Origin of the sequence: Paraburkholderia panacisoli, from assembly GCF_008369935.1 — a bacterium.
Lineage (GTDB): Bacteria > Pseudomonadota > Gammaproteobacteria > Burkholderiales > Burkholderiaceae > Paraburkholderia > Paraburkholderia panacisoli.
Window position 1 is genome coordinate 376,127 of record NZ_VTUZ01000004.1, and the last position, 22,939, is coordinate 399,065.

20 protein-coding genes and 3 pseudogenes are annotated in these 22,939 nt (G+C 62.8%); 15 read left to right on the forward strand and 8 right to left on the reverse strand.

The window, feature by feature from the left end:
* Window positions 1–26 precede the first annotated feature (26 nt).
* Window positions 27–1,364, forward strand: a complete 1,338-nt coding sequence (locus FVF58_RS08570; RefSeq protein WP_149669462.1) for an MFS transporter — start codon at window positions 27–29, stop codon at window positions 1,362–1,364.
* Window positions 1,365–1,421: 57 nt separating this feature from the next.
* Here the strand turns inward: FVF58_RS08570 and FVF58_RS08575 are convergent, their stop codons facing one another.
* Both FVF58_RS08575 and FVF58_RS52560 read right to left on the reverse strand, forming a co-directional pair.
* On the reverse strand, window positions 1,422–3,980 hold the full coding sequence (locus tag FVF58_RS08575) for a penicillin acylase family protein (protein ID WP_149669463.1): 2,559 nt from the start codon (window positions 3,978–3,980) through the stop codon (window positions 1,422–1,424).
* A gap of 72 nt (window positions 3,981–4,052) precedes the next feature.
* Window positions 4,053–4,460 carry a hypothetical protein gene (locus FVF58_RS52560; protein WP_246216986.1) on the reverse strand — a complete coding sequence of 136 codons (408 nt, stop codon included), beginning with the start codon at window positions 4,458–4,460 and terminating at the stop codon, window positions 4,053–4,055.
* A gap of 108 nt (window positions 4,461–4,568) precedes the next feature.
* On the opposite strand from FVF58_RS52560, the pseudogene FVF58_RS52565 reads away from it, so the two are divergent.
* Window positions 4,569–4,955: pseudogene (locus tag FVF58_RS52565) on the forward strand (LysR substrate-binding domain-containing protein); the annotation flags it as partial.
* Window positions 4,956–5,065: 110 nt separating this feature from the next.
* On the opposite strand, the gene FVF58_RS08585 reads toward FVF58_RS52565, so the two are convergent.
* A complete protein-coding gene (locus tag FVF58_RS08585) occupies window positions 5,066–6,526 on the reverse strand; it encodes an amino acid permease (protein WP_149669464.1) in 1,461 nt (486 codons plus the stop codon).
* Between the two features lie 813 nt (window positions 6,527–7,339).
* Here FVF58_RS08585 and FVF58_RS08590 point away from each other — a divergent pair.
* The 8 genes from FVF58_RS08590 to FVF58_RS08625 all read left to right on the forward strand — a co-directional run bounded on the left by FVF58_RS08590 (window position 7,340) and on the right by FVF58_RS08625 (window position 15,162).
* Entirely contained in the window at window positions 7,340–8,158 is an 819-nt protein-coding gene (locus tag FVF58_RS08590) for an ABC transporter substrate-binding protein (RefSeq protein ID WP_149669465.1), read from the forward strand.
* Window positions 8,159–8,253: 95 nt separating this feature from the next.
* Window positions 8,254–9,003 carry an amino acid ABC transporter permease gene (locus FVF58_RS08595; RefSeq protein ID WP_149669466.1) on the forward strand — a complete coding sequence of 250 codons (750 nt, stop codon included), beginning with the start codon at window positions 8,254–8,256 and terminating at the stop codon, window positions 9,001–9,003.
* Window positions 9,000–9,695, forward strand: coding sequence for an amino acid ABC transporter permease (locus FVF58_RS08600; protein WP_149669467.1), 696 nt, complete (start codon window positions 9,000–9,002; stop codon window positions 9,693–9,695). Before FVF58_RS08595 ends, FVF58_RS08600 begins: the two co-directional genes overlap by 4 nt.
* 214 nt (window positions 9,696–9,909) lie before the next feature.
* Window positions 9,910–10,818, forward strand: coding sequence for a TauD/TfdA dioxygenase family protein (locus tag FVF58_RS08605; RefSeq protein WP_188130753.1), 909 nt, complete (start codon window positions 9,910–9,912; stop codon window positions 10,816–10,818).
* Window positions 10,819–10,867: 49 nt separating this feature from the next.
* The gene (locus FVF58_RS08610; RefSeq protein ID WP_149669468.1) at window positions 10,868–11,920 is read left to right on the forward strand and encodes an ABC transporter substrate-binding protein; all 1,053 of its coding nucleotides are present in this window, start codon (window positions 10,868–10,870) and stop codon (window positions 11,918–11,920) included.
* Between the two features lie 70 nt (window positions 11,921–11,990).
* Window positions 11,991–12,821 (forward strand): ABC transporter ATP-binding protein, encoded by an 831-nt coding sequence (locus tag FVF58_RS08615; protein ID WP_149669469.1) that lies wholly within the window; start codon window positions 11,991–11,993, stop codon window positions 12,819–12,821.
* The gene (locus FVF58_RS08620; protein WP_149669470.1) at window positions 12,818–13,696 is read left to right on the forward strand and encodes an ABC transporter permease; all 879 of its coding nucleotides are present in this window, start codon (window positions 12,818–12,820) and stop codon (window positions 13,694–13,696) included. The genes FVF58_RS08615 and FVF58_RS08620 overlap by 4 nt, the downstream gene beginning before the upstream one ends.
* A gap of 428 nt (window positions 13,697–14,124) precedes the next feature.
* Window positions 14,125–15,162 (forward strand): SGNH/GDSL hydrolase family protein, encoded by a 1,038-nt coding sequence (locus FVF58_RS08625; protein WP_149669471.1) that lies wholly within the window; start codon window positions 14,125–14,127, stop codon window positions 15,160–15,162.
* Between the two features lie 367 nt (window positions 15,163–15,529).
* On the opposite strand, the gene FVF58_RS08630 is transcribed toward FVF58_RS08625, so the two are convergent.
* Window positions 15,530–16,447 carry an AraC family transcriptional regulator gene (locus FVF58_RS08630; RefSeq protein WP_149669472.1) on the reverse strand — a complete coding sequence of 306 codons (918 nt, stop codon included), beginning with the start codon at window positions 16,445–16,447 and terminating at the stop codon, window positions 15,530–15,532.
* 101 nt (window positions 16,448–16,548) lie between these two features.
* On the opposite strand from FVF58_RS08630, the gene FVF58_RS08635 reads away from it, so the two are divergent.
* Window positions 16,549–17,298 (forward strand): SDR family oxidoreductase, encoded by a 750-nt coding sequence (locus FVF58_RS08635; RefSeq protein WP_149669473.1) that lies wholly within the window; start codon window positions 16,549–16,551, stop codon window positions 17,296–17,298.
* Between the two features lie 244 nt (window positions 17,299–17,542).
* On the opposite strand, the gene FVF58_RS08640 is transcribed toward FVF58_RS08635, so the two are convergent.
* Complete coding sequence (locus tag FVF58_RS08640; protein ID WP_149669474.1) at window positions 17,543–18,364, reverse strand: alpha/beta hydrolase; 822 nt, start codon at window positions 18,362–18,364, stop codon at window positions 17,543–17,545.
* A 263-nt stretch (window positions 18,365–18,627) separates the two neighbouring features.
* Entirely contained in the window at window positions 18,628–19,068 is a 441-nt protein-coding gene (locus FVF58_RS08645) for a YciI family protein (protein ID WP_149669475.1), read from the reverse strand.
* On the opposite strand from FVF58_RS08645, the gene FVF58_RS08650 reads away from it, so the two are divergent.
* On the forward strand, window positions 19,052–19,324 hold the full coding sequence (locus tag FVF58_RS08650; RefSeq protein WP_149669476.1) for a hypothetical protein: 273 nt from the start codon (window positions 19,052–19,054) through the stop codon (window positions 19,322–19,324). The two genes, FVF58_RS08645 and FVF58_RS08650, sit on opposite strands and share 17 nt — an antisense overlap.
* On the opposite strand, the pseudogene FVF58_RS52570 reads toward FVF58_RS08650, so the two are convergent.
* Window positions 19,325–19,561 (reverse strand): annotated as a pseudogene (locus FVF58_RS52570) (ester cyclase); the annotation flags it as partial.
* A gap of 161 nt (window positions 19,562–19,722) precedes the next feature.
* On the opposite strand from FVF58_RS52570, the gene FVF58_RS08660 reads away from it, so the two are divergent.
* The gene (locus FVF58_RS08660) at window positions 19,723–20,313 is read left to right on the forward strand and encodes a helix-turn-helix domain-containing protein (RefSeq protein ID WP_149669477.1); all 591 of its coding nucleotides are present in this window, start codon (window positions 19,723–19,725) and stop codon (window positions 20,311–20,313) included.
* Complete coding sequence (locus FVF58_RS08665) at window positions 20,310–20,837, forward strand: GNAT family N-acetyltransferase (protein WP_149669478.1); 528 nt, start codon at window positions 20,310–20,312, stop codon at window positions 20,835–20,837. Before FVF58_RS08660 ends, FVF58_RS08665 begins: the two co-directional genes overlap by 4 nt.
* 333 nt (window positions 20,838–21,170) lie before the next feature.
* On the opposite strand, the pseudogene FVF58_RS52575 reads toward FVF58_RS08665, so the two are convergent.
* A pseudogene (locus FVF58_RS52575) lies at window positions 21,171–21,311 on the reverse strand (LysR family transcriptional regulator); the annotation flags it as partial.
* A 436-nt stretch (window positions 21,312–21,747) separates the two neighbouring features.
* Here FVF58_RS52575 and FVF58_RS08675 point away from each other — a divergent pair.
* Window positions 21,748–22,746: a phosphatase PAP2 family protein gene (locus FVF58_RS08675; protein WP_149669479.1), complete on the forward strand. Its 999-nt coding sequence runs from the start codon at window positions 21,748–21,750 to the stop codon at window positions 22,744–22,746.
* Window positions 22,747–22,939: the final 193 nt, after the last annotated feature.

Sequence of the window (22,939 nt, forward strand, 5' to 3'; positions counted from 1 at the left end):
ACGGCCATCATTGAGGAGACGACCCGATGTCCGCACCCATTCCCGCCCCGGCGCTTGCCGTCGGCCACGCCAGTCCAGCCGACGACGGCAGCGCCGACACGCTGTACCGGCGCGTTTCGCTGCGCATCGTTCCGTTCCTGTTCATCTGCTACATCGTGTCGATTCTCGACCGCAGCAATATCGGTTTCGCGCAGTTGCAGATGAAGCAGGATCTCGGCATCACGGATGCCATGTATAGCCTCGGCGCCGTGCTGTTCTTCGTCGGCTACGTGCTGTTCGAAGTGCCGAGCAATCTCCTGCTGCGCAAGTTCGGCGCACGCCGCACCTTCGCGCGGATCATGGTGTTGTGGGGCGCGGCATCGATTGCGATGATCGCCGTTGCCAGCGCCCGGCATTTCTATGTGCTGCGCTTTCTGCTCGGCGTGTTCGAAGCGGGGTTCTTTCCGGGCGTCGTGCTGTACCTGACCTTCTGGTTCCCGGCAAAGCGCCGCGCAGCGGTGTTGTCGATCTTCTACGCGGGCGTCGCGGTGGCCGGGATGGTGGGTGGGCTGCTGTCCGGCTGGATCATGCGCGGCATGGCCGGGGTCTTCAATCTGCACGGCTGGCAATGGATGTTCGCGATCGAAGGCGCACCCGCGGTGCTGCTCGGCGTGATTGCGTGGTTCTGGCTCACCGACCGTCCCGAACAGGCCGCCTGGCTGTCGGGCACGGACCGCCAACGCCTCGCCGACGATCTTGCCGCCGAATCCCGTGTTGCACCCGTGCACGCCGGACACTCGCTGGGCGCCGCGCTGCGCAACCCGAGCACCTATCTGTTCTCGTTCATCTATTTCTCGCTCACCTCGGCGCTGTTGATGCTGCTGTTCTGGATGCCGTTGATGATCCGCGAGTTCGGCATTCAGGATGTCGTGCACATCAGCCTGCTGTCGATCATTCCGAACGCGATCGGCGCGGTAGGCGTGATTCTGATCGCGCGCCATTCGGACCGCAAGGCGGAGCGGCGCTGGCATTTCGCCGTGTGTGTCGGCGGCGCGGCGATCACGCTGCTGCTGATGACGCTGCACTTCAACAGTCTGTCGATCATGCTCGGCCTGCTGTCGCTCGCCGCGCTGCTGATTTTTTCCGCGCACCCGGTGTTCTGGGCGGTGCCGTCGACTTACTTCTCGGGTGCGGGCGCGGCAGGTGCGATTGCGTTGATCAGCAGCATCGGTGTGTCGAGCGGAATGATCAGCCCGTGGGTCATCGGCCAGATCCGCACGCATACCGGCAGCATGGACGGCGCCATGTACATGCTCGCCGCGTTGCTGCTGGCGTGCGGCGTTGCGATGATTCTCGGCGTGAAGGGGCGGGCCTCGGCAAGCTGACGAGCGCGGGCTCATCGCATCGTGTGGTCATTTTTCCGGCCAGCCAAATGCCTCGATTCAATTGACCGGTTGCGCGTCCGATGAACTCAGGGTGCGCACGCTCAACGCGGGATCGCGCACGATCGACGCTTCGGAAAACGGAATACTGAGCCAGCGCTGCGCGGCATAGTCGCGCGTCGCGTCGGCGTAATGGGGCGATGCGGGGTCGTCCGATTCGGACGACGCCAGCAGGGTCCGCGCAAGCACCTGATCGCCGGCGAACGACACGATCTGCAAGTAGGTGTCGCCGCTCGGGTTGACGTTCATCGAATAGGCGCGCGCGTCGAACGGATGGGCCGCGCATGCGGCGGTGAAGTAGCCGGCCGCGTCGCAGCCGCCGAACAGTGGGATGCGTTCGTCGTTGCGCTGCAAGTAGAGCGCGGCGCTGCGCGGCGCGTCGATCGCGAGGCCGGCTTTTTGCAGCGCCGTGCTTGCGTCGTGCAGCGCGGCGGCGAGTTTGGCCGGATCGGCTGCGATGCCTGCGGGGGTCGTCAAAGGTTCGGCCGGATCGAAGGGGACTGCATACAGTTGCGCAGGTGGAATTGTCATGAGGCGGCGCCACAACTCGTCCCAGAGCGTCGCGCCAATGGCGTTGGCAGAAGCGGTGTTGTCCCATGCCGCGAGGACTTTGCAGGCCTCGTGTAGTTCGGCGGTGTTGACTGCGGCGCTTGCAGCGGTGTCCGCGTCCGCTTTTGCAGCGGTGCCTGCAACCGCGTTCGCACCAGCCGCCGCGTCGCCGCCGCTGCCACACACACGCTGAAGCACCGGCTGCTTGAACAGCAGCGCCGACATCGACCGGCTGTCGAGCGCGGCGCGGCCGAGCGCGTCGGCGGACACGCCCTTCGGATCGCTCTGCAATTGCGTCGCGATGCTATGCCCGAGTCGCGTGCGCAGCGATTGCGGCGTATTCGTCGCGCCGATGATCTGCGCGTAGCCGGTCAACGGCGCAGCCGGATTGCTGAGCCAGTAGCTGCCGTTGAAGTTGCCGACATAATCGCGCCGCAGCAGCCCCGGCATCTGCGCGACCGGCATCGCACGAGGCTGCGCGGCACCAGGCTGATCGCGCCAGTCGCACTCGCTGCGCGAGCCGTCGAGCAAGGGCACGCCCGGCATCGACTGCGCGAGCGCCTTGCCGACCGGCGGCGTGCAGCGTTGCGCGAGTTCGTCGGGCACATCCGGCACCGCGCCGATATCCGCGTACCACACGCGCGGATCGCCACGGCCGATCGCCAGCGTATTCACCCACGGCAACGCCGCGTTCTTCTTCTGGATGCGGATGAAGTCGTCGAGCGAATTCGCCTGGCTCCATTCGAGGAAGTTTTCGAACACGCGGAAGTTATCGGCGTTGATATCGCGCAGCGCGAAAGCCTGCTGCGCGTTCCAGGCCAGCGCGGGCGACCTCGCGCCGAGATTGACGAGCGGGCCGAAGCGCGAACGATACAAGGTGCGCGATACGGTATGGATCGAACCGTCGGCGGCGCGCACGTCGACCTTCACTTGCGTCGGCGTCATCGCTTCGGCCTTGCCGTCGACCTGATAGGTGGTCGGCGAACCCGGCACGAGCGTCAGCTTGAAGAGGCCGAAGCGCTTCGCGGTGGAGACCGTATGCGCCCATGCGACGTTTTCGTTGAACCCCATCAAGATCAGCGGCATGCCGAGAAAGGACACGCCGCTCACGTTGAGCTGGCCGGGGATCGTCAGTTGCGCCTGGTAGAAGCGGTCCGGGCCGCTCCAGAACCAGTGCGGATTGCCGAGCAGCAGCGCGCTGCCGTTGCGGGTCGCGTCCGCGCCGAACGCGAGCGCGTTGCTGCCGATTCCGGAGTGGCCGCCGATGGGGTCGAGCGGCGCGTTGGCGGCCAGCCCGCCGTTGCTGCCGCCATGCTCATCTTCAGCATCAGGTTCGCGCGACGCATCCGGCAATTGCGCGGCCGCAGCCGGCGGCCTGCCGGTCGCAATCGCATTGACGAAGCGTGTTTGGCCGCCGGCCAGATTCGCCGCGTAAAGACGCCGGTACACGTCCGCGCTGCTGATCTTTCCGGCCCACGGCGCCGCGCGGCATGCCGCGTGCGCACCGGGAAACTCGCCGTGCGCAAGCTCGCCGACATAGCGGTTGTAGCCTGCCGCGAAGCCGTCGATCAGCGCCCGCATCTCGGCGGTCTGACTTTGCCGATAGCGCGACACAGCGGCATCGTCGACGATGAAGCGGAAGAAGAAGTCGGCGTTCAGATTGTCGGGCTGTCCGAAGGTCGCTTCGGAAGCGGGGCGCGCGTCGGCGCCGAAGTAGCGCGAACGTTCGCCGCGATACGTGATGAAGCCGTCGGCCATCGTGCACAGATTGTCCTGCGCCTGGACATAGCCATAGCCGTAACCGAGGCTGCCCCAGTCGCCGGCTTTCACATGCGGAATGCCGAGAGCGGTGCGGCGGATCTCGACCTGATACGGTCCAGCGTGCGCATCGGCGTCGGCGTTCGGGACGGCGCAACTTTGCAATCCCAAGGCGATCAAGGGCAGGGTGGCCAGCAGTCGGACCCGGTGGGCAAAACGGCTGCAGCGGCGCGGGGAAGCATTCAAAGGCATGGGCGGCTCACGAAAACGCGGTTAGCGGTAGAGAACATACCGCAATCGCGCCGTCTGACGTACCTGCGCCGATCATCCGAAGCGCGAGCCCAGAACCCCAACGCAGGCCCATGGCCCGCGCTGCGCCCTCATTTCCTCGGCATCACCCCGGCAACCGATGCCTCGGCGACATTGCGGCGCATCGGACGCCGCCGCGGAAAGACCGCTCACGGCAGCGCTCCTCACCACCACACGTCCCTGACGGCGCGTCATCCAGCGCTTCAGATAGAGCAGCGCCGTGCGCGACACACCGTACATCATCGTGACGATGAACGCCGCCTGCAACAGCGACCGCGGCGCATAGCTCGACACGTCCTGCGAGCGGTACAGCAGTTCGTGATAGGGGATCGCATAGCCCAGCGCGTTCGGGCACGGCTGATCGCGCCATTTCTGGAGCTTTGTCCGGCCGTCCAGCTCGCTCTGCGACTGACCGGCAATCACAACGACACGGTGATGTGATTGGCGGCTTCGACCTGGACATTCACGAGGGCGAGAACTCTCTGGACAACCTGATCGTGCAGCCGATCTCGCGCAACGCCAGCATTCTGTGCGCGGCCCCCCGCGTACTTCGCGCGACGCGGACGGCCGCGCCCGCCCGCCGATCTCGCGCAGCACAACCGCCTGCGCTATCTGCATCCGGAGGGCGATCCTCGCTGGCATCGGTCGGACGGGACGACGGTGCAGTCGGTGCTGCCCGCGGGCAACCTGCAGTCGGATCATTCGGAACTGCTGCTGGAGGCGGCGCGCGCCGGACTCGGGACTGCCGGGTTCGAGGTCTGGCTGATCCGCGAGCTGCTGGTGAGTGGCGAGCTGGAGGTTGCGCTGCCGCAGCACCGACTCCAAAACGCGCTGACGGTTCGGCAGATTTGCATGGTCTATCTGCCGAACCAGCGCTTCTCGACCAGGCTCCGCGTGCTGCGCGAGTTCATGGCGTAGCGTCTGAAGGGGATCGGTGAATTGCCGGATCGCGTCCTGTTGCCGTCTTTGATGGACGGGAGCTGAGTGCGTGAGGCACGGCACTCAGCGCCGATCGAACACCCCATTACTCAATGCCGCTCCGGAAACCTCAGCTTCGAATGATTACGGCCGTATGAGAGGTAGATGACCATCCCGATCACCAGCCACACAAGCAGCCGCAGCCACGTGACGAGCGGCAGCCCCACCATCAGCAACAGGCAGAACAGGATTCCCAGCACCGGCACCACCGGCACGCCCGGCACCCGGAACGGGCGCGTCGCATCGGAATCGCTGCGGCGCAGATAAATCACCGCGCCGCATACGAGGATGAATGCGAACAGCGTGCCGATGCTGACCATCTCGCCCAGCACCCCGATCGGCGTCAGCGCCGCCACGATGGCGACCACCGTGCCGATCAGCATCTGGCTGCGATGAGGCGTCTGCAGACGCGGATGAACCCGCGCGAAAAGCGGCGGCAGCAAGCCGTCCTGTGACATCGTGAAGAAGATGCGGCTCTGTCCGTATAGCAGCACGAGGATCACCGTGGTCAGGCCGGTCAGCGCGCCGACCTTGATCAGGATCGAGAACCAGGTCAGACCGATCGCGTCGACGCCTCTCGCGATCGGATCAGGCACGTTCAATTCCGTGTAAGGCACGAGCCCGGTGAGCACGCCCGCGACGAGGATGTACAGCACCGTGCAGATGATCAGCGATCCGAGGATGCCTATCGGCATGTCCCGCTGCGGCTTTTTCGCTTCCTGCGCGGCGGTCGAGACCGCGTCGAAGCCGATGAACGCGAAGAACACCACGGCCGAGCCGCGCAGAATTCCGCTCAGGCCGTAGTTGCCGAATTCGCCGGTGTTCGCCGGGATGAACGGATGCCAGTTCTCCGGCTTGATGAAAAATACGCCAAGCGCGATAAAGGCCACCACCACGACCAGCTTGACCGCGACCATGACGTTGTTCAGCCGTGCGGATTCCTTCGTGCCGAGCACCAGCATGGTCGTGAGGATCGCGATGATCAAGATGGCCGGCAGATTGACGACGCCGGTCACCGTGGTGCCGTCCGCGAGCTTGACGACGGTGCCGGGCGCGGCGGCCAGCGTGGGCGGGATATTGATGCCCACGTTGTGAAGCAGGCTCACGATATACCCGGACCAGCCGACCGCGACGGTCGCGGCGCCCATTGCATATTCGAGGATCAGGTCCCAGCCGATGATCCACGCGAAGATCTCGCCTAGCGTGGCATACGTGTACGTGTAACTGCTGCCGCAGACCGGCAGCATGGCCGCCAGTTCCGAATAGCACAGGCCGACGAACGCGCACGCGATACCGCCGAGCACGAACGACAGCGTGATGCTCGGACCGGCGAACTGGGCGGCAGCCGTGCCGGTCAGCACGAAGATGCCGGCGCCGATGATCGCGCCGATACCCATCGCGGTGATGCTGGTCGCGCCGAGGGTTTTCGACAGTGATGCGGTTCCGTGGACATCCGCGCTGTGCACGATGTCGGCGACGGTTTTGCGTGCCATGTAGCTCGTATCAGCCATGATGAGTCGTCCCGTTCGATGTTGTGTGGGCACGAACCGACCTGGCTTGCTTCGGCTCGCGGAAAACGACAAAAGCTTCCTGCTGGCGAAGGCTGGTGGGGGAGAGATGGGAGGCAGTCCCGAATTCAGTGTATTCCGGATTAAATGGAATGGGAAAGTTTTTGGCCGGCACGCGGGCTCGTCGAGATGGCTCGTGGAGCATGCGCATTGAAGCGCGGAGTGTTGAATGGGCCCGGCGAAGCCCGCAAGGGCGCACAGAGTCGATGGCGATGGAAGGTCATCCTATCAATTGGGATTTGGCCGCAATTGCTGGAGTTCGGGGTTTGAGAAGATCGATGCAGCGAACTGCATTACGCGGATGCGCGAGTGCAAGACGGCGTGCGCTCGCGCGTTATCGGCGGAAACCATCGAGGTATGCTGCCACGACGCACAATCGCGCCAAGGCCCAGCGGGTAGCCCCGGGTCGTAGAAGTGAATCAGCAGGGTGCAACGCTGCCTGGTTTCGACATCCAGGTTTGTATGTTGCAGCGCAATTCCATTGAATTCGTAGACGCTGTCCACGCGCACCGGTATGCGCGAGCAGTTGCCGCGACGCAGATCGTGCAGCGTCAGCCACCGCACACAGATAGCACTTGCACTCTTGCAGATAGGGCAACGATCCGCGCTCCGACATGCCGTTATCACGCCACCGACTTAGCACGTGACAAATCGTTTGTTCGTGACGATAGGGCGCGCTGCTACAGTCTTCGCTACGGGCACAGGAATGCCCGACACGATACACACGCATTGAACGGATAACTACGGGGCTTGATCATGAAAACCTGGACTCGCAGCGCCGCTGTGCTGGGCCTGCTGCTCACCTTATCAGGCGTCGCGCACGCCGATCGACTCGATGACATCAGGAAAGCCGGCGTGCTGCGCGTCGCGACCTTCGACAGTAATCCGCCGTTCGGTTTTGTCGACCCGAAGACCAATCAGATCGCGGGCCTCGACGTCGACTATGCACGCGCCGTCGCGGCGAAGCTCGGTGTCAAGCTCGAGATTCAGCCCACCAATCCCGCCAACCGGATCGCGTTTCTGAAGTCGAACAAAGTCGATCTGGTTTTCGCGAACTTTACGATCACCGACGAGCGCAGAAAGGAAATCGACTTCAGCACCCCGTACTTTGCGTCGGGCACGCAGTTCATCGCGAAGAAGGGCGTGTTGAAGTCGCCGCAGCAACTGGACAGTTTGCGTATCGGCGCGGACAAGGGCACGACGAATGAACAGCAGGTCCGCGCGCAATTCCCGGCCGCGACCATCGTTGCCTATGACGACACGCCTTTCGCATTCGCCGCGCTGCGCGCGGGCAATGTGCAGGCTATCACGCAGGACGGCCCGAAGCTGGTCGCCTTGCTTGCCAACGTGCCGGACAAAGAGAAGTACGAGATCCCGCCATTCACGATTTCAAACGACTATGAAGGCGTCGGCGTACCGAAGAACGAGGCGCGCCTGTTGAGTGTCGTCAACGAAACGCTGGTGAATCTGGAAGCGAACGGCAACGCGGCGAAGATTTACGACCAGTGGTTCGGTCCGTCGAGCAAAGCGCCGCTGCCTCGTCTGTTCAGGATCGGCGATCCGCAAAAGAGTTGAGCCGTTCGGAGCGCTCGCTGTCCGGCCTGCCATTCGCATGACGGCGGCCCGCTTTGTTTTATCGCTGCAAATGCAATAGCTTCTGGATGGTGACCATGAACGCGTGGCTCGAACCTCGCTATGTCGCGTGGATTTGGCGCGGCTTCGCGATGACGCTGGCGCTGTCGGCCAGTGTGATCGTTTGCGCGACGCTGCTGGGTTTCGCGCTGGCGCTTGCACGCAGCGCGCGTGGCGCGGCACTACGCCGCGCGGCGGCCGGCTACGTGCTGATATTCCGCAACTCGCCGCTGCTCGTGCAATTGCTGTTCTGGTATTTCGGCGCGGCGGTCCTGTTGCCCGACAGCGTGATGAACTGGCTCAATACCCCGCATGCAGTCGCGCTTGGACCCGTCACGCTGGGTTGGCCGACGTTCGAATTCGTCGCGGGCTGGCTCGGCCTCACGTGCTATTCGACGACCTTCATCGGCGAGGAATTCCGCGCGGGGATGCGTGGCGTGCGCACCGGCCAATATCAGGCAGCCGCGGCGCTGGGCCTGACGCGCTTCGCTACGTTGCGCCATGTGATTTTGCCGCAGGCGGTGCGGATCGCGACGCCGCCGCTCGCCGGGCAATATATGAACGTCATCAAGAATTCGTCGCTGACGATGGCGATCGGCCTCGCAGAGTTGTCGTACTCGTCGCGCCAGGTCGAGACCGAGACCCTCAAGACGTTTCAGTCGTTCGGCATGGCGACCTTGCTCTACATTGCGGCGATCGCCGCGATCGAAGTTGCATTGCTGATCTGGCAGCGGCGTGGTGCCTATCAATCGGGTGGCGCGCGGTTCGTGCGGGGAGGCGGCTCATGAACGCGCCGGATTGGCTGCCGATCCTGCGCTATCTGCTAGCCGGCGCGTTTCCCGCCGGCCCGCTCGGCGGAGTCGCGCTGACCGTGGCGCTGACGCTGAGCTCGGCCGTGCTGTCGGCGCTGCTCGGCCTGGCAGGCGGCATCGCGCTGGTGATGACGCGCGGCGCGCTGCATGTTCTGCTGCTTGCCGCAGTGGTTTTTTTTCGCGCGATTCCGGTGCTGATGCTGATCTTCTGGACGTTCTTCCTGATGCCGGTGCTGTTGCATATCGATGTGCCAGGACTTGCGACCGTGGTCTGCGCGCTTGCGCTGATCGGCGGCGCGTATCTGTCACATTCGGTGCAGGCTGGCATCGTCGCGCTCGGCGACGGGCAGTGGCAGGCCGCGCTGTCGCTCGGCATGACGCGCGCTCAGGCGCTGCGCCATGTGCTGCTGCCGCAGGCGATAAGCACGATGACGCCGTCGTTCGTCAATCAATGGGTGTCGTTGATCAAGGACACGTCGCTTGCCTATATCGTCGGCGTGCCGGAGTTCACCTTCCTCGCGAATCAGGTGAATAGCCGCCTCATGGTCTACCCGGCGCAGATTTTTTTGTTCGTCGGTCTGGTGTATCTCGTGTTGTGCGGCGCGTTTCAGTGGGCGGTCACGCGTTTGCTGGCCGGCGCGTTCGATGCGGGTGCGCGTGCTCGTTGATGGCAACACAGAGCGCCGTCGCGCATTGACGGCCGCCCGCACGCAGTTGTCAGGAACGCTCACGCGCACCCAGGCCCGTTAAAGCATCGGGTTTATCACTCCAGCAGATAAACGTATCGTATTTGCTTCGTTGTCGCCGCGCCCGCGCGCCGGTAAATTCATCTGACTGCGCCTTCGACGGCGTCCTCCGAACAGATTCGACGAAGAGTTTCCTGTGACGACTGCCTTTGCCCCTGCTGATACCCGCCATGCCGGCGCCTCCATCGAGAACCAGCCCATCGAGATTCGCGCTTTCGACGGCCCCGTCGGCGCGCAAGTGCTCGGGCTCGATCTCGCCAAGCCTCTGAGCCACGACGATTTCGCGCGCATTCACCGCGCCCACCTCGATCATCATGTGCTGGTGTTTCGCGATCAACGCATCACACCCGCTCAACAGATCGCGTTCAGCCGCCGTTTCGGTCCGTTGCAGATTCACGTGCTGCACCAGTTCCAGTTGCCGGGCTATCCCGAGGTGCTGGTGGTGTCGAACATCGTCGAAGACGGCAAGCCGATCGGTTTGGGCGACGCCGGCCATTTCTGGCACTCCGACCTCTCGTACAAGGAGAAGCCGAGTCTCGGTTCGCTGTTGCATGCGCAGGAGTTGCCCGCCGAAGGCGGCGACACGCTGTTCGCCAACATGCACCTCGCGTGGGACACGTTGCCCGCGCATTTGCGCACCGCCGTGGAAGGGCGTTCGGCCGAGCACACCTACCTCGCCAAATACGCGGAACTGCAGAAGCGCAGCCCGTGGCGGCCCGACCTGTCGGCCGAGCAGATCGCCCAGGTGAAGCCGGTCGTGCAGCCGATCGTGCGCACGCATCCCGAGACCGGGCGCCGCGCGCTGTTCGTCAGCGAGCATTTCACGACCCGCGTGATCGGCTTGCCGGAAGACGAGAGCCGCGCGCTGCTCGCCGAAATCTTCGCGCATAGCGTGCGCCCCGAACACATCTACCGGCATCAGTGGGCGGAACACGACATGGTGTTCTGGGACAACCGCTCGTTGATGCATCTCGCGGCCGGCACACCGGATCATCTGCGCCGCAAACTTTATCGCACGACGATCGAAGGCGACGTGCCGTTCTGACGCAACGTCGTCCGCTTTCATCTCACACTACACGCTGACCGGAGTTTCAATGCCTGACAGGTTTCGCACGACCGCCGAGCGGCCGTCGTATGTTCGCCGCTTCACCGCGGCACTGCTGACTGTATCAATGGGCGTCGCGGGCTTCGCCGCCAGCGCGCCCGCGCATGCCGAAGGGCAGATCCGCATCGCGGAGCAGTTCGGCATCGTCTATCTGCTGCTGAACGTCGCGCGCGACCAGCAGTTCGTCGAGAAGGAAGGGCATAAGCAGGGGCTCGACATCAAGGTCGACTGGGTGAAGCTCTCGGGCGGCGCAGCGGTCAACGACGCGCTGCTGTCGGGCGCGGTCGACGTGGCCGGCGGCGGCGTCGGCCCGCTGCTGACCATCTGGGACCGCACGCACGGCAAGCAGAACGTGAAGGGCGTGGCGTCGCTCGGCAATCTGCCGTACTACCTGGTGAGCAACAATCCCGAGGTGAAGACGATCGCCGACTTCTCCGCGAAGGACCGCATCGCGGTGCCGGCCGTCAATGTGTCGGTGCAATCGCGCGTGCTGCAATATGCGGCCGCTAAACGCTGGGGCGACAAGGAGTACAACCGCCTCGACAAGTTCACCCAGGCGCTGCCGCATCCCGACGCGGCCGCGGCGATCATCGCGGGCGGCACGGAAATCACCGGCCACTTCGGCAATCCGCCGTTTCAGGACCAGGAACTGGCGGGCAATCCGAAGGCGCACATCGTGCTGAATTCGTACGACGTGCTGGGCGGCCCGAGTTCGGCGACGGTGCTTTACGCGACCGAAAAATTCCGTGACAACAATCCGAAGACGTATCGCGCGTTCGTCGATGCACTCGCCGATGCCGCGCGCTTCATCACCGCGAACCCGGATGCCGCCGCCGATATCTACATCCGCACGAATCAATCGAAGGTTGACCGCGATCTGCTCGTGAAGGTCATCAAGAATCCGCAGGTGCAATTCAAGGTCGCGCCGCAGAACACGTTCGGGCTTGCACAGTTCATGTATCGCGTCGGCGCGATCAGGAACGAGCCGAAGTCGTGGAAGGACTACTTCTTCGACGACCCGGCGACGGCGGCGGGGAGTTGAGCATGGTCATCGTTGCCGGACCCCGGTCGGTCCGCTTAGTCCGTTCATTCAGCACACAGGGAGCGATCTGATGGTGGCGAATCCCACGCTTCTGTTTCCGCACCGCGCAGGCGAGCCCAGCGCGGCGACCAGCGAGAAACTGCTCGCGGTCGAACACGTGAACCTCGAATACCGCACGCGCGAGCGGATCGTTCGCGCGACGCACGACGTCAGCTTCGATGTCTACGGCGGCGATCGCTTCGTATTGCTCGGGCCGTCCGGTTGCGGCAAGTCGACGTTGCTCAAGGCCGTGGCCGGCTTCATCCAGCCGAGTTCGGGCAGTATTTCACTCGACGGCCAGGCGGTGCGCGGCCCAGGCGCGGACCGGATCGTCGTGTTCCAGGAGTTCGACCAGTTGCCGCCGTGGAAGACGGTGCTGCAGAACGTCGCGTTCCCGCTGCGCGTCGCGAAGAAGCTCTCGCGCGCGCAAGCCGACGAGCGCGCGCTGCATTATCTGGAGAAGGTCGGGCTGGCCTCGTTTGCGAACGCGTATCCGCATACGCTGTCGGGCGGCATGAAGCAGCGCGTCGCGATTGCCCGTGCGCTGGCGATGCAACCGCGCGTGCTGCTGATGGACGAACCCTTCGCCGCGCTCGATGCGCTTACTCGCCGCAAGATGCAGGAGGAACTGCTGCGGCTGTGGGAAGAGGTGAATTTCACGCTGCTGTTCGTCACGCATTCAATCGAAGAAGCGCTCGTGGTCGGCAACCGGATTCTGCTGCTGTCGCCGCATCCCGGCCGCGTGCGCGCCGAACTCAACAGCCACCAGTATTCGCAGGACAGTTTCGGGCGCAGCGATTTTCAGCGCAGCGTTGCACGCATTCATCACCTGTTGTTCGAGCAGACGGAGACCGCTCAATGAGTTCGCCCGCCACCTTGTTGCCGCCGGTTCGCGAAGAGTATGAACGTCCGCTCGAACCGCTCGGCGGACTCGCTCTCGAAGCGCCGTTGCCGCTCGGCAAGCGTCTGTTTGCGCAAAGCTGGTTGCGCAAGGCGCTGATTGCGCTGGTGCTGATCGCGGGATGGGAAATTGCCGCGCGCATCGTTGACAACGACCTGTTGCTGCCGACTTTCGGCGCGACGCTCAGCGCGTTTGTGCAGGGCGTGTGGTCCGGCGAACTGCTGCAGAAAACGGCAGTGTCGATGTCCGTGCTGCTGCGCGGTTATCTGCTCGGCGCCGCGCTTGCGTTCGTGCTGACGTCGCTTGCCGTATCGACGCGGGTGGGCCGCGATGTCCTGTCGACGCTGACCGCGATGTTCAACCCGTTGCCGTCGATCGCTTTGTTGCCGCTCGCGTTGCTGTGGTTCGGTCTCGGCACCGGCAGCCTGCTGTTCGTGCTGGTGCATGCGGTGCTGTGGCCGCTTGCTCTGAACACGTACTCCGGTTTTCAGTCGGTGCCCGCGACGCTGCGCATGACAGGGCGCAACTATGGACTGACCGGCATCCGCCACGTGCTGCTGATCCTCGTGCCCGCTGCGTTGCCGTCGATTCTGGCCGGCTTGAGGGTGGGCTGGGCGTTTGCATGGCGCACGCTGATCGCGGCCGAACTGGTGTTCGGCGCGAGTTCGGGCAGCGGGGGGCTCGGCTGGTACATCTTCCAGAATCGCAATGAACTTTACACGGACCGTGTATTCGCGGGCCTCGCCGCGGTGATCGTGATCGGCCTGCTGATCGAGCATCTGGTGTTCGATACGCTGGAGCGCGTGACGGTGCGCCGCTGGGGAGTCCAGCACTAAAGGACTGACGCCGGGGCTCACGACGCCGCCAGGCCATGCCGGGGTTCGCCGCTGACTGACGGCGAACCCGAAGCGAAGAGGCACGCAACGCCGCAGTCAGACCTCGCCACCATTCCCGTCGATCGCAGTAATTTGTAATCTGGCCTGCTCATCCTTACAAATGGGAGCAATTGGCATTCGCGCCCTTTGATTTGAGGCGGCGATCTCGGCGATGAGTTCGTCGTGCTGTTCTGTGCATGGCTCGAGCTTGAGGGGACGGGACCGCGACCGGCCGGAACGACCCCGCATGACGCCGAGAGTAGCGCGCAGTCAACCCCCGAACACGACAGCGCACGCTTTTTGCGTAATCAGCATGCTTGTCGCGACAGCGGTGGCCGCCAAACCACGTCACGTGGCTGAACCGCCCGATCTTTCAGGTAGGAGGAGCCATGCGAGGAATAAATGACCAGGTCCGCGCTGTAGTTTTTGCCATTGCGATCTCACTGCTTGCGGCATGCGGCGGCGGACACGACAGCGGTTCGAGCAGTTCGAGCAACGGCAGCACGCCCACGCCTACGCCTGCGGGCGGCGTCAATCTGCAAATCGTCTCGTTCGGCGACAGCCTGTCGGACGTCGGGACCTACGCGCCGATCGCCAGGGCGGTTGGCGGCGGGCGGTTCACGACGAATCCCGGACAGGTGTGGACTCAGGATGTCGCGCAATACTACGGCGATACGCTGAGCGCGGCATACACCATCGACATTACACATAAGCTCAGTGCGCAAAGCGGCCTCGGCTATGCGGAAGGCGGCGCCACGGTGGCGACGCCGGCGGACCAGAACGACTTCCTGACCGACGTGATCGGCAACATCGAGATGCCCGTCAATCAGCAGATCTCGAGCTATCTGGGCGCTCACAAGAGCTTCAACGCCAATCAGCTGGTGCTCGTGTGGGCCGGCGCGAACGATGTCCTTCGGGCCGGCCAATTGCCGGCCGCAGCCCAGCCCGTGGAGACGGCGGCGAACACGCTCGCCCAGCTGGTCGGGCAGATCGTCCAGAACGGCGGCGTTCATGTGGTGGTGGTCAATCTGCCGAACATCGGACTGTCGCCCACTGGCATCGCATCGTCCGATGGCGGGGCCAACCTGGCCCAGCTTTCGCAACTCTTCAACAGCACCCTGAACGCCGCCTTGCAGACCGATGGCCTGCAAGGCAAGGTGATCCAGATCGACGCCTATACGTGGGTGAACCAGATCATCGCGAACTTCCAGGCCAATGGCTTCACCGTGTCGAACACCGGCGTCGCCTGCGATCCGAAGAAAACGCCTGACCAGACGGCACTGCTGTGCTCGCCGGCAACCTACATCGCCGCCAACGCGGACCAGACCTACATGTTCGCCGACGACCTTCATCCGACGACGCATCTGCATACGCTGTTCGCCCAGTTCGTGGAGCATCAGATTGCCAGCGCCGGGCTGGGCCATTGAAATGCCGGGAACGATGACTGGTCGGCTGAGTCGGCGCTGCCGGTTGGTCGGCTAGACCTGTTTGCGGGAGCCCGGCAGCGCCGCCTGGGTCCTGCGAAAGACTCATTGATGCCTCGCTCCGGCTGAACGTACGTTCAGTCGGTCATTAGTGAAGATTGGGCCGTGTCGAACTCCCATTCGAAGTGTAAAACTTCACGCGCTCGATGGCGTGGCATTCCCGGAACCATGGCGGCCCCGCGACCAGATGGTTGCGCGACATGCTGATTGCGGCGGCTGCGCCAGATGAGTCATGACTCCTCCAGCGTGTGTCGATTGAAAGCGGGGGCTTTGGTGGCCATCGGGCGGCCTTAGGTTGAGCGGTCACACCTCATCCGTTATTCGCGGCCGCCTGTTCTTCTCGCGCGTACTGTGTAGGCGGCCGGCCGACATGCCGCGTGAACGCGACACTAAACGTGCTGGCCGAGCTATAGCCGACGCGCTGCGCAATCTCGGCGACACGGCCTTCGTTACGACGCAGCAGATCCTTCGCGAGCGCCATGCGCCAGGTGAGCAGATATTCCATCGGCGCAACGCCGACCGCGCGGCTGAAGCGCTCGAAAAAGCTCGAGCGCGAAAGCGCGGCCTCCTTCGCGAGCTCGGCCACCGTCCACCCGCGTGTCGGGTGCTCGTGCATCCCGCGGATCGCGGCCGCGAGGCGGCCATCAGAGAGCCCGCGCACCAGGCCCGGTGACGCGTTCGTTTCTGCCGTCGACCGCAGCGCCTCGATGAGCAGCACTTCCAGTAGTCGCGAGAGCACGACTTCGCGCGCGGGCCGCTGCTCGCGCGATTCCTCCCGGACGAGTTGCACGAGCGTGGCGAGCCGCTGTTCGCCGCGCACATGCACGATTTGCGGCAGCAGCGAGACCAGCAGCGACGCATCCGGCGAACCGAAGCTGCAGTGGCCCGCCATCATGCGTGCGTCGATCGGGCGGTCCGGCGCGCCGAGTCTGAATTCGCCGTTGCCCAGCGCGACGGGCGCGGGCGTTTCGACGCCTGGCGGTGGCGCTGCGAGGCTGGACATGGCGACGCCGTAGGCCGCTGGAATCAGCACGAAGTCGCCCGCCAGTAGCTCGATGGGCTCGTGTCCGTCGATCGCGATGCGGCACCCGCCGTCGAGTATCACGCAATAGAACGGCTGGCCGGCATCCGATCGGCTGATGCGCCAGGGGCTCGCGCCGAGCACGAGTTTGGAGAACCGGGCGCCCGGCTGCAGCAGCGTGACGACTTCGGCCAACGGATCGATCATTGCCGGACTCCTGCAAATGAAATTCGGATGATTGATTGTAGCGAGTACGGACTCGGCGATCTATCGTAGGTGCACACGTCAACCACCCCACAGGAGTTCTCATGAAAACCGTGCTGATCACCGGCTGCTCTTCCGGATTTGGCCTCGAGATCGCGCGCTGCTTCCTGGCCCGCGACTGGCAGGTTATCGCGACGATGCGCACGCCGCGTGCCGATGTGCTGCCACCTTCAGACCGTTTGCGCGTGCTGGCGCTCGATGTCACGAATCCACAGAGCATTCAAGCGGCTGTCGAGGCCGCGGGCCCGATCGACGTTCTCGTCAACAACGCGGGCTTCGGCGCGGCTTCCCCTGCCGAACTCGTGCCGATCGCGACGGTGCGTGAGGTTTTCGAAACCAATACCCTCGGAACGATCGCAATGACGCAAGCGGTGCTGCCTCAATTCCGCCAGCGTAGGGCCGGCGTCGTCGTGAACGTCACGTCGAGCGTGACGCTGAAGGCACTGCCGTTGCTCGGCGCGTACCGCGCGAGCAAGGCGGCGGTGAACGCATTCACCGAGTCGATGGCGCTGGAGCTCGAGCAGTTCGGCGTGCGGGCGCGCCTGGTGCTGCCGGGCCGCGCCCCCGAGACCCGTTTCGGTGATAACGCGCGTGCGCACATGCATGGCATCGACCACGAAGCCTATGCCGATCTCGTCAAGAAGGTCTTCGCGGGGCTGGAGGAAACGTCTTCGCCGATCACCCGGGCACAGGACGTCGCCGAAGCCGTGTGGCGTGCGGCGACCGACCCGTCATCCCCGCTGCGCATCCCGGCCGGCGCCGACGCCGAAGCATGGGCGGCCGAGGTTCGCTGACCGATCGGCGCCATCGCTCTGCATTTCAGGAATATCGGGACTTGTCGAACGGCCCGTGCGAATGCTTGCGGTCAGCTGAAGTCGCGTCTGCTGGACGCACGCATACCGGGGGTTCAACATCCTTGCGGCCGTTCGCCTGAAGCATCGGCCGGTGCGTTGCGCCCGGCGATGGCGCTGCTCCGCTGCACGAGCAACCATCGATTGCCGCCACGACACCGATCAGCCAAACGCGCTAAAGGCAACGCTAGCCCAGCCGCCCGAGCGCACTCATCAACATACCGTCCGGTCGCGCAAGATCATCCAGCACGGAGAAATGCGTACACGCCGGCACGTGAACAAGTTCGACGCTTTCGCCCGCGGCTTGACAGGCCGCCCCATACTCGTCCGACTGGCGCACCAGCTCTGGCAGTTCTGCTGCACCCACCGCGACGATCATTGGCGCGCCGTTGCCGATATGGTGCAACGGACTATAGGCGTCGATTTCATCCCTGCTCAGTTGCAGCTTGTCGTTGAGCCACGAAAGACTGATCGGTTCGAGATCGACCAGAGCGCTGATCGCAAGCGCGCTCGTGACGACGGGGTGGGCCCGATGCAAGGCCGTCAAATGACCGCCGGCCGAATGACCGCTCAGACACACTTCGCGGCCTGCTGTTCCGAGCTGATCGGGGTCGGCGGCGAGGTGATCCAGCAGACGGCCGATTTCGCCGACGATCTGCGTGATCGATGCCTGCGGCGCAAGTGTGTATTCGGCCAGTACGACATTGAAACCTCGGGCAAGCGGTCCATCGGCGATGAACGCAAAGTCTTCCTTGGTGCAGTTCTGCCAGTAGCCGCCGTGGATAAAGATGAACGTGGGCGCTCCTGCATTGCCGCAACTCAGCCAGTCAAAACGTTCACGGGGACGCTCGCCATAGCGCAGGTCCCGCCGGCACGACACTCTTTCATAAAGCTTCGTGCTGCGCGACTGAAAATCCCGCAGCACCTCGGGGAAGTCTGGAATGGCCTGGGTATTGTTGTAGGCCGCGTCGAGCGCGGCCCGGTCCATGCCGCGATAAAGAGTCGTCATAGTGTGTCGGCCTCGGTCGTAGATGTCTGGTGGGACAGATGCCGGGATATTTTAGTGGGGTCCGGGGGCAGGGGGTGTCTGGGGTGGACAGTAGGACTGCAAGACCCGCACGGCGGTTATGCACGAGCGGGCCGAGCCAGCAAATCGAAGAGCGGCCACGGCAGGTGACCGTCTCGACGATTAATCTTCTGAACGTCCTATCGGACTTGAGGATTTGGGCGCGAGGGCGTGACGGCACGGAGCGTGCCGTGTCGCGTACTTGGTCAACGACGCTCTTTACCCTGATTGGATTCAATCTGCTGCCGCAGCCGCTCTTCGCTCTCCTGCAGCTCGGGCGTGAACGCCTCGCCGAAGTCCGCGGGCTCGAAGAAGGGGCGAATTTCGATTTCCGAGTCGCTGACCATCGGATTCGGGCAGCGGCGTACCCAGTCGATGGCTTCGTCCATGGATTGCACTTGCCAGATCCAGTAGCCGGCGATCAGTTCTTTGGTTTCAGCAAACGGGCCGTCGACGACGGTTCGGTCCTTGCCGGAAAACTTCACTCGCACGCCCTTCGAGCTCGGCTTCAGTCCGTCGCCGCCGAGCATGATGCCAGCCTTGACCAGTTCTTCATTGAAACGGCCCATCGCCTCGATGAGTTCCATACTGGGCATTTGACCGGCTTCGGATTCGGGGGATGCCTTGATCATGACCATCACGCGCATTGGTTTTCTCCTGTCAAAAAGTGAGTTCCGGATTATGTCGAAAGACATTCGCTGCCTTCAACACCACGACGAACGAGTGGACACAAAATCGACATCCGCAAGGTATCACGCGGGAGAAATTTTTCCGACCTATGAACGATCTGCTACCCGACATGGTTTCCGCGAGATCGGCGATCCGTTTCGCGTTTCACCCATTGAACAGGCCGGAGTGCGCCCGGCCTGTTGCCTGAAGACTGCGCGAGCGCTGCGCCTTTGATCACGCTGCCTTAAGGAGTTCAAGTTGCTGCAGTGCGGTCACGCCGTCGTCCAGCCCGATTTCTTCAACGATCTTGCCGTCTTTGAGCCGTAGCACGGTGGTGCCGGTGAAGTGCATTTTCCGGCCGGTCGCAGCAGGCAACGATCCGACAAGGAAATCGCCGAATGCCGGGCCGGTATGTGTGCCACCACCCTCCCAACGACCCACTACATAGTCCCCCTCGGCGATGAGATCAGCGGCGCACCCTTGCTTCCCTCTGCCTGAACAATATTAGCGCCGACAGTCAACTGCCCCTCGTTTCTTGCTGTGATACTCGATAAACCGCATATTCCATCCAGTTGACAAGCCAGATTTGATCATCCAGTATTTTGGAAATGCAATCCATAATACTGGATGAAATGGACATCAACAGCACCATTGCACGCCGCGTGCGAGAACTTCGGGACGCGCAAGGATGGTCTCTGGACGCCTTGGCTGAACGCAGCAAGGTGAGCCGCTCCAACATATCGCTCATCGAGCGAGGGCAGAGCAGTCCCACCGCCGTCATTCTCGATAAGCTCGCCACCGCGTTGAATGTCCCCCTCGCGTCACTGTTCGAGCAACCTGGTGAACCGGTCACCGAGGCGTCGCCCCTGGCGCGTTCCGCCGAGCAATCGGTTTGGACCGATCCCGCTTCCGGCTATGTCCGCCGCAAGCTCTCACCTGTTGCTCCCTCGCCCATTCAACTGGTAGAGGTCAACTTTCCCGCAGGCCAGCGCGTCACCTACGACACCGGTGCGCGCGACGCCGAGATTCATCAGCAGGTCTGGATAGTCTCAGGCGCGATGGAGATGACTGTCGGCGACAAACATTGGCGGCTCAAAGCCGGTGACTGCCTCGCGATGCGGCTGGACGGTCCCATCTCTTTCTTCAACGCGACCCGCAAGCCCGCGCGTTACCTCGTGGCGCTGACAACGGTTTCCATCAACGATCGTAGGGGACACGGGTGATCGACAATCTGAGCGTGCGCCGCGTCGGTGCCAACGAAGCGGCGGCCTGTGTGGAGGCGTTGGCCGATGTGCTCATCGATTGCGTCGAAGGCGGAGCCTCGGTGAGCTTCATGCTGCCGATATCGCGTGAGAGAGCCGTGGGATTCTGGCGCAAGGTCGCCGATGATGTCGCGAGCGGCGAACGTGTATTGCTCATCGCCGAAGAAGGAGATGGTCAGATTGTCGGCACGGTGCACCTCATTACCGCGCAGCCGGAGAATCAACCGCATCGCGCGGACATTGCGAAGATGCTGGTACGCCGCAAGGCCAGACGACGCGGCGTCGCGCAGCGTCTGATGGCGGCTGTCGAACACGCAGCACGGGAAGAGGGCAAGTCAGTGCTCGTGCTCGACACGGTGACCGGCGGCGACGCCGAACGGCTCTATGAGCGTTCCGGGTGGCGGCGCGTTGGGACAGTGCCCAACTACGCATTAATGCCCAACGGCGAGTTGTGTGCGACGACCTTCTTCTGCAAGCAACTCTGATGGCCGACACTTCGACGGCGGCTTCTGCCCGGTCAAGCTGGCTTTGTTCCACGGCACCCGCCGATGACAAGAGGAATCAAACGCTTCCATGGCAATCTCCTTGTGCGCTCCGCCAAATGGACGCTGCCATTCCCAGTGTGGCACTTCGCGTCGTTCGGCCGAACGAGCGGTTTGAATCGATTGAAGTCGTTGATGCAGCCAGCCAGGCTGGCGACCTGCGCCTCGGAGAAGCGACACAGGCATCGCTTCTGCCACGACGACCTTCAATCGCGGCTAGCAGGCGAGTAACAGCGCATCACGGACCGTGACACAGCCGTTGCGCGTGGGACCGAACTAGCGACTGGATTGCGGCGAGTCCGGGACAGGATCTCGCTGATAAGCCGCCAGGCATACCTCGAGCACCTCGGCTCGAAGCCAGCGATGGGCCGGATCCTGATCGAGGCGCGGATGCCAGATCGCCGAGACGTTGAAGGCGCGCGTACACGACGCGCATTTACAGACTCGCGACGTTCAGATTTGCGACAAATTGGACGGCTCGAAGAAGGAGACTCGGGACCCAATGCCAAACGCGGAGTGCTCCTCGGACCTCTCGGCATTTATCGCACCGCGCGATTGGTTGAATTGTTCCGCAATATCGGGATCAACCCGAAAGGATGCTCGCGTCACGCTATAGCTGGGAGATTCTTCCAGGCTTTAACAAATCGCGCTACGGGCCCTCGAAAACGCTCGCTGTCTCAAATCTGAAACACCAGTACAACTTTCCATCTCGCGCTGACGTCTACGGATGGCCAACGACACGGACGATCGGCCGATGGCATGCCTGATGCTTATGAATGGGTCGCAGCGGCGATCGATGGCAGAATCGACCGACAAATAAGACTCGTAGAACAAGAATCGAGGATGAACGCACATGACGGGGATCCATCGCAAGTTGATATCTCGAGCGCAAACTAGCCAACTATTCGTGAGCCGATACTTTTCAGGATGTCTCATCCTTGTACTGGTCACGACTATTGACTACGTCTGGGTTTCGGTCGGCGGTTATTCGGTTCACGAAGAAGGGGTGATTGGGATCGTGCGGTTCGCCATGAATCTAATCGGCATCGCAGGCGGTCTATTCTCGCTTGCGTGCATCCGCCGTTACGCTGCGATGACCGCGATACTGCGCTTCCGAGAGGCAGCTTATACGCTGAGTTGGCTCGTCTTGCTGCTTTGCTTCATTGCATCTGATGACTTACTTCAATACCTGACCGTAACGGTAAACGCGCCCCTCGTCGATGAAAGTCTCATACGATTCGATAATGCCCTCGGCTTTCACTGGTTACTCTTTTATCGATGGGTGCATGCCCATCCGACGCTTCAAGCCGCTCTTCAACTGGCGTATCTGAGCTTCTTTGTGCAAGTCCTCGCGGTTCCGATCATCCTCGGCCTGACCGGTCGCCGAAGCGAGCTATCAGAATTTGTGCTTCTCTTTATGCTCACCGGGTCTCTGCTTCTTTTGATTTCGACGCCGATTCCAGCATCGAGTGCCTTCCTGCATTTCGGCATTTCCGACCCCGGCACCGCATCTGGTTACTCGGATTTCAATTTGCTTCGCAATGGCAAACTCAGAGTGTTCGAAATGGTGCCATCGCAAGGTCTCATATCCCTGCCTTCGTTTCACACGATAGTCGCGGTTCTCTCTGCCTACGCCCTTCGACATATTCGAAAGCTATTTCCGCTGGCAGTTTTGCTGAATCTCACCATGATCGCTTCGACGCCGACACAAGGAGGACACTATCTGGCGGACGTGTTTGCGGGAATATTGCTAAGCGCGCTGACTATTTTCATATTCCGCCGCGGGCTCCGTTTGGCACCCGGTCGCATTTTCTGGGGAGCCCGCCGAGAAGATTTTGCCGTTAGCGACTGATACGGCCGTCGACAGACCGCCCCAATCAGACAGGCGCTAAATGCCATAGAGGCCCCCGGTCGACGGTCCGTTTCACGCCCTGAGTCAGTCCGTCAAGTTTTTAGAGGGGGAGGCGTGAGGTTTGCAAGAAGGGGCGAGCCTCGCTTCCTCAATGCGTTCAGATAGACACTTTCGTCGTATCGTGTTCCAGTCT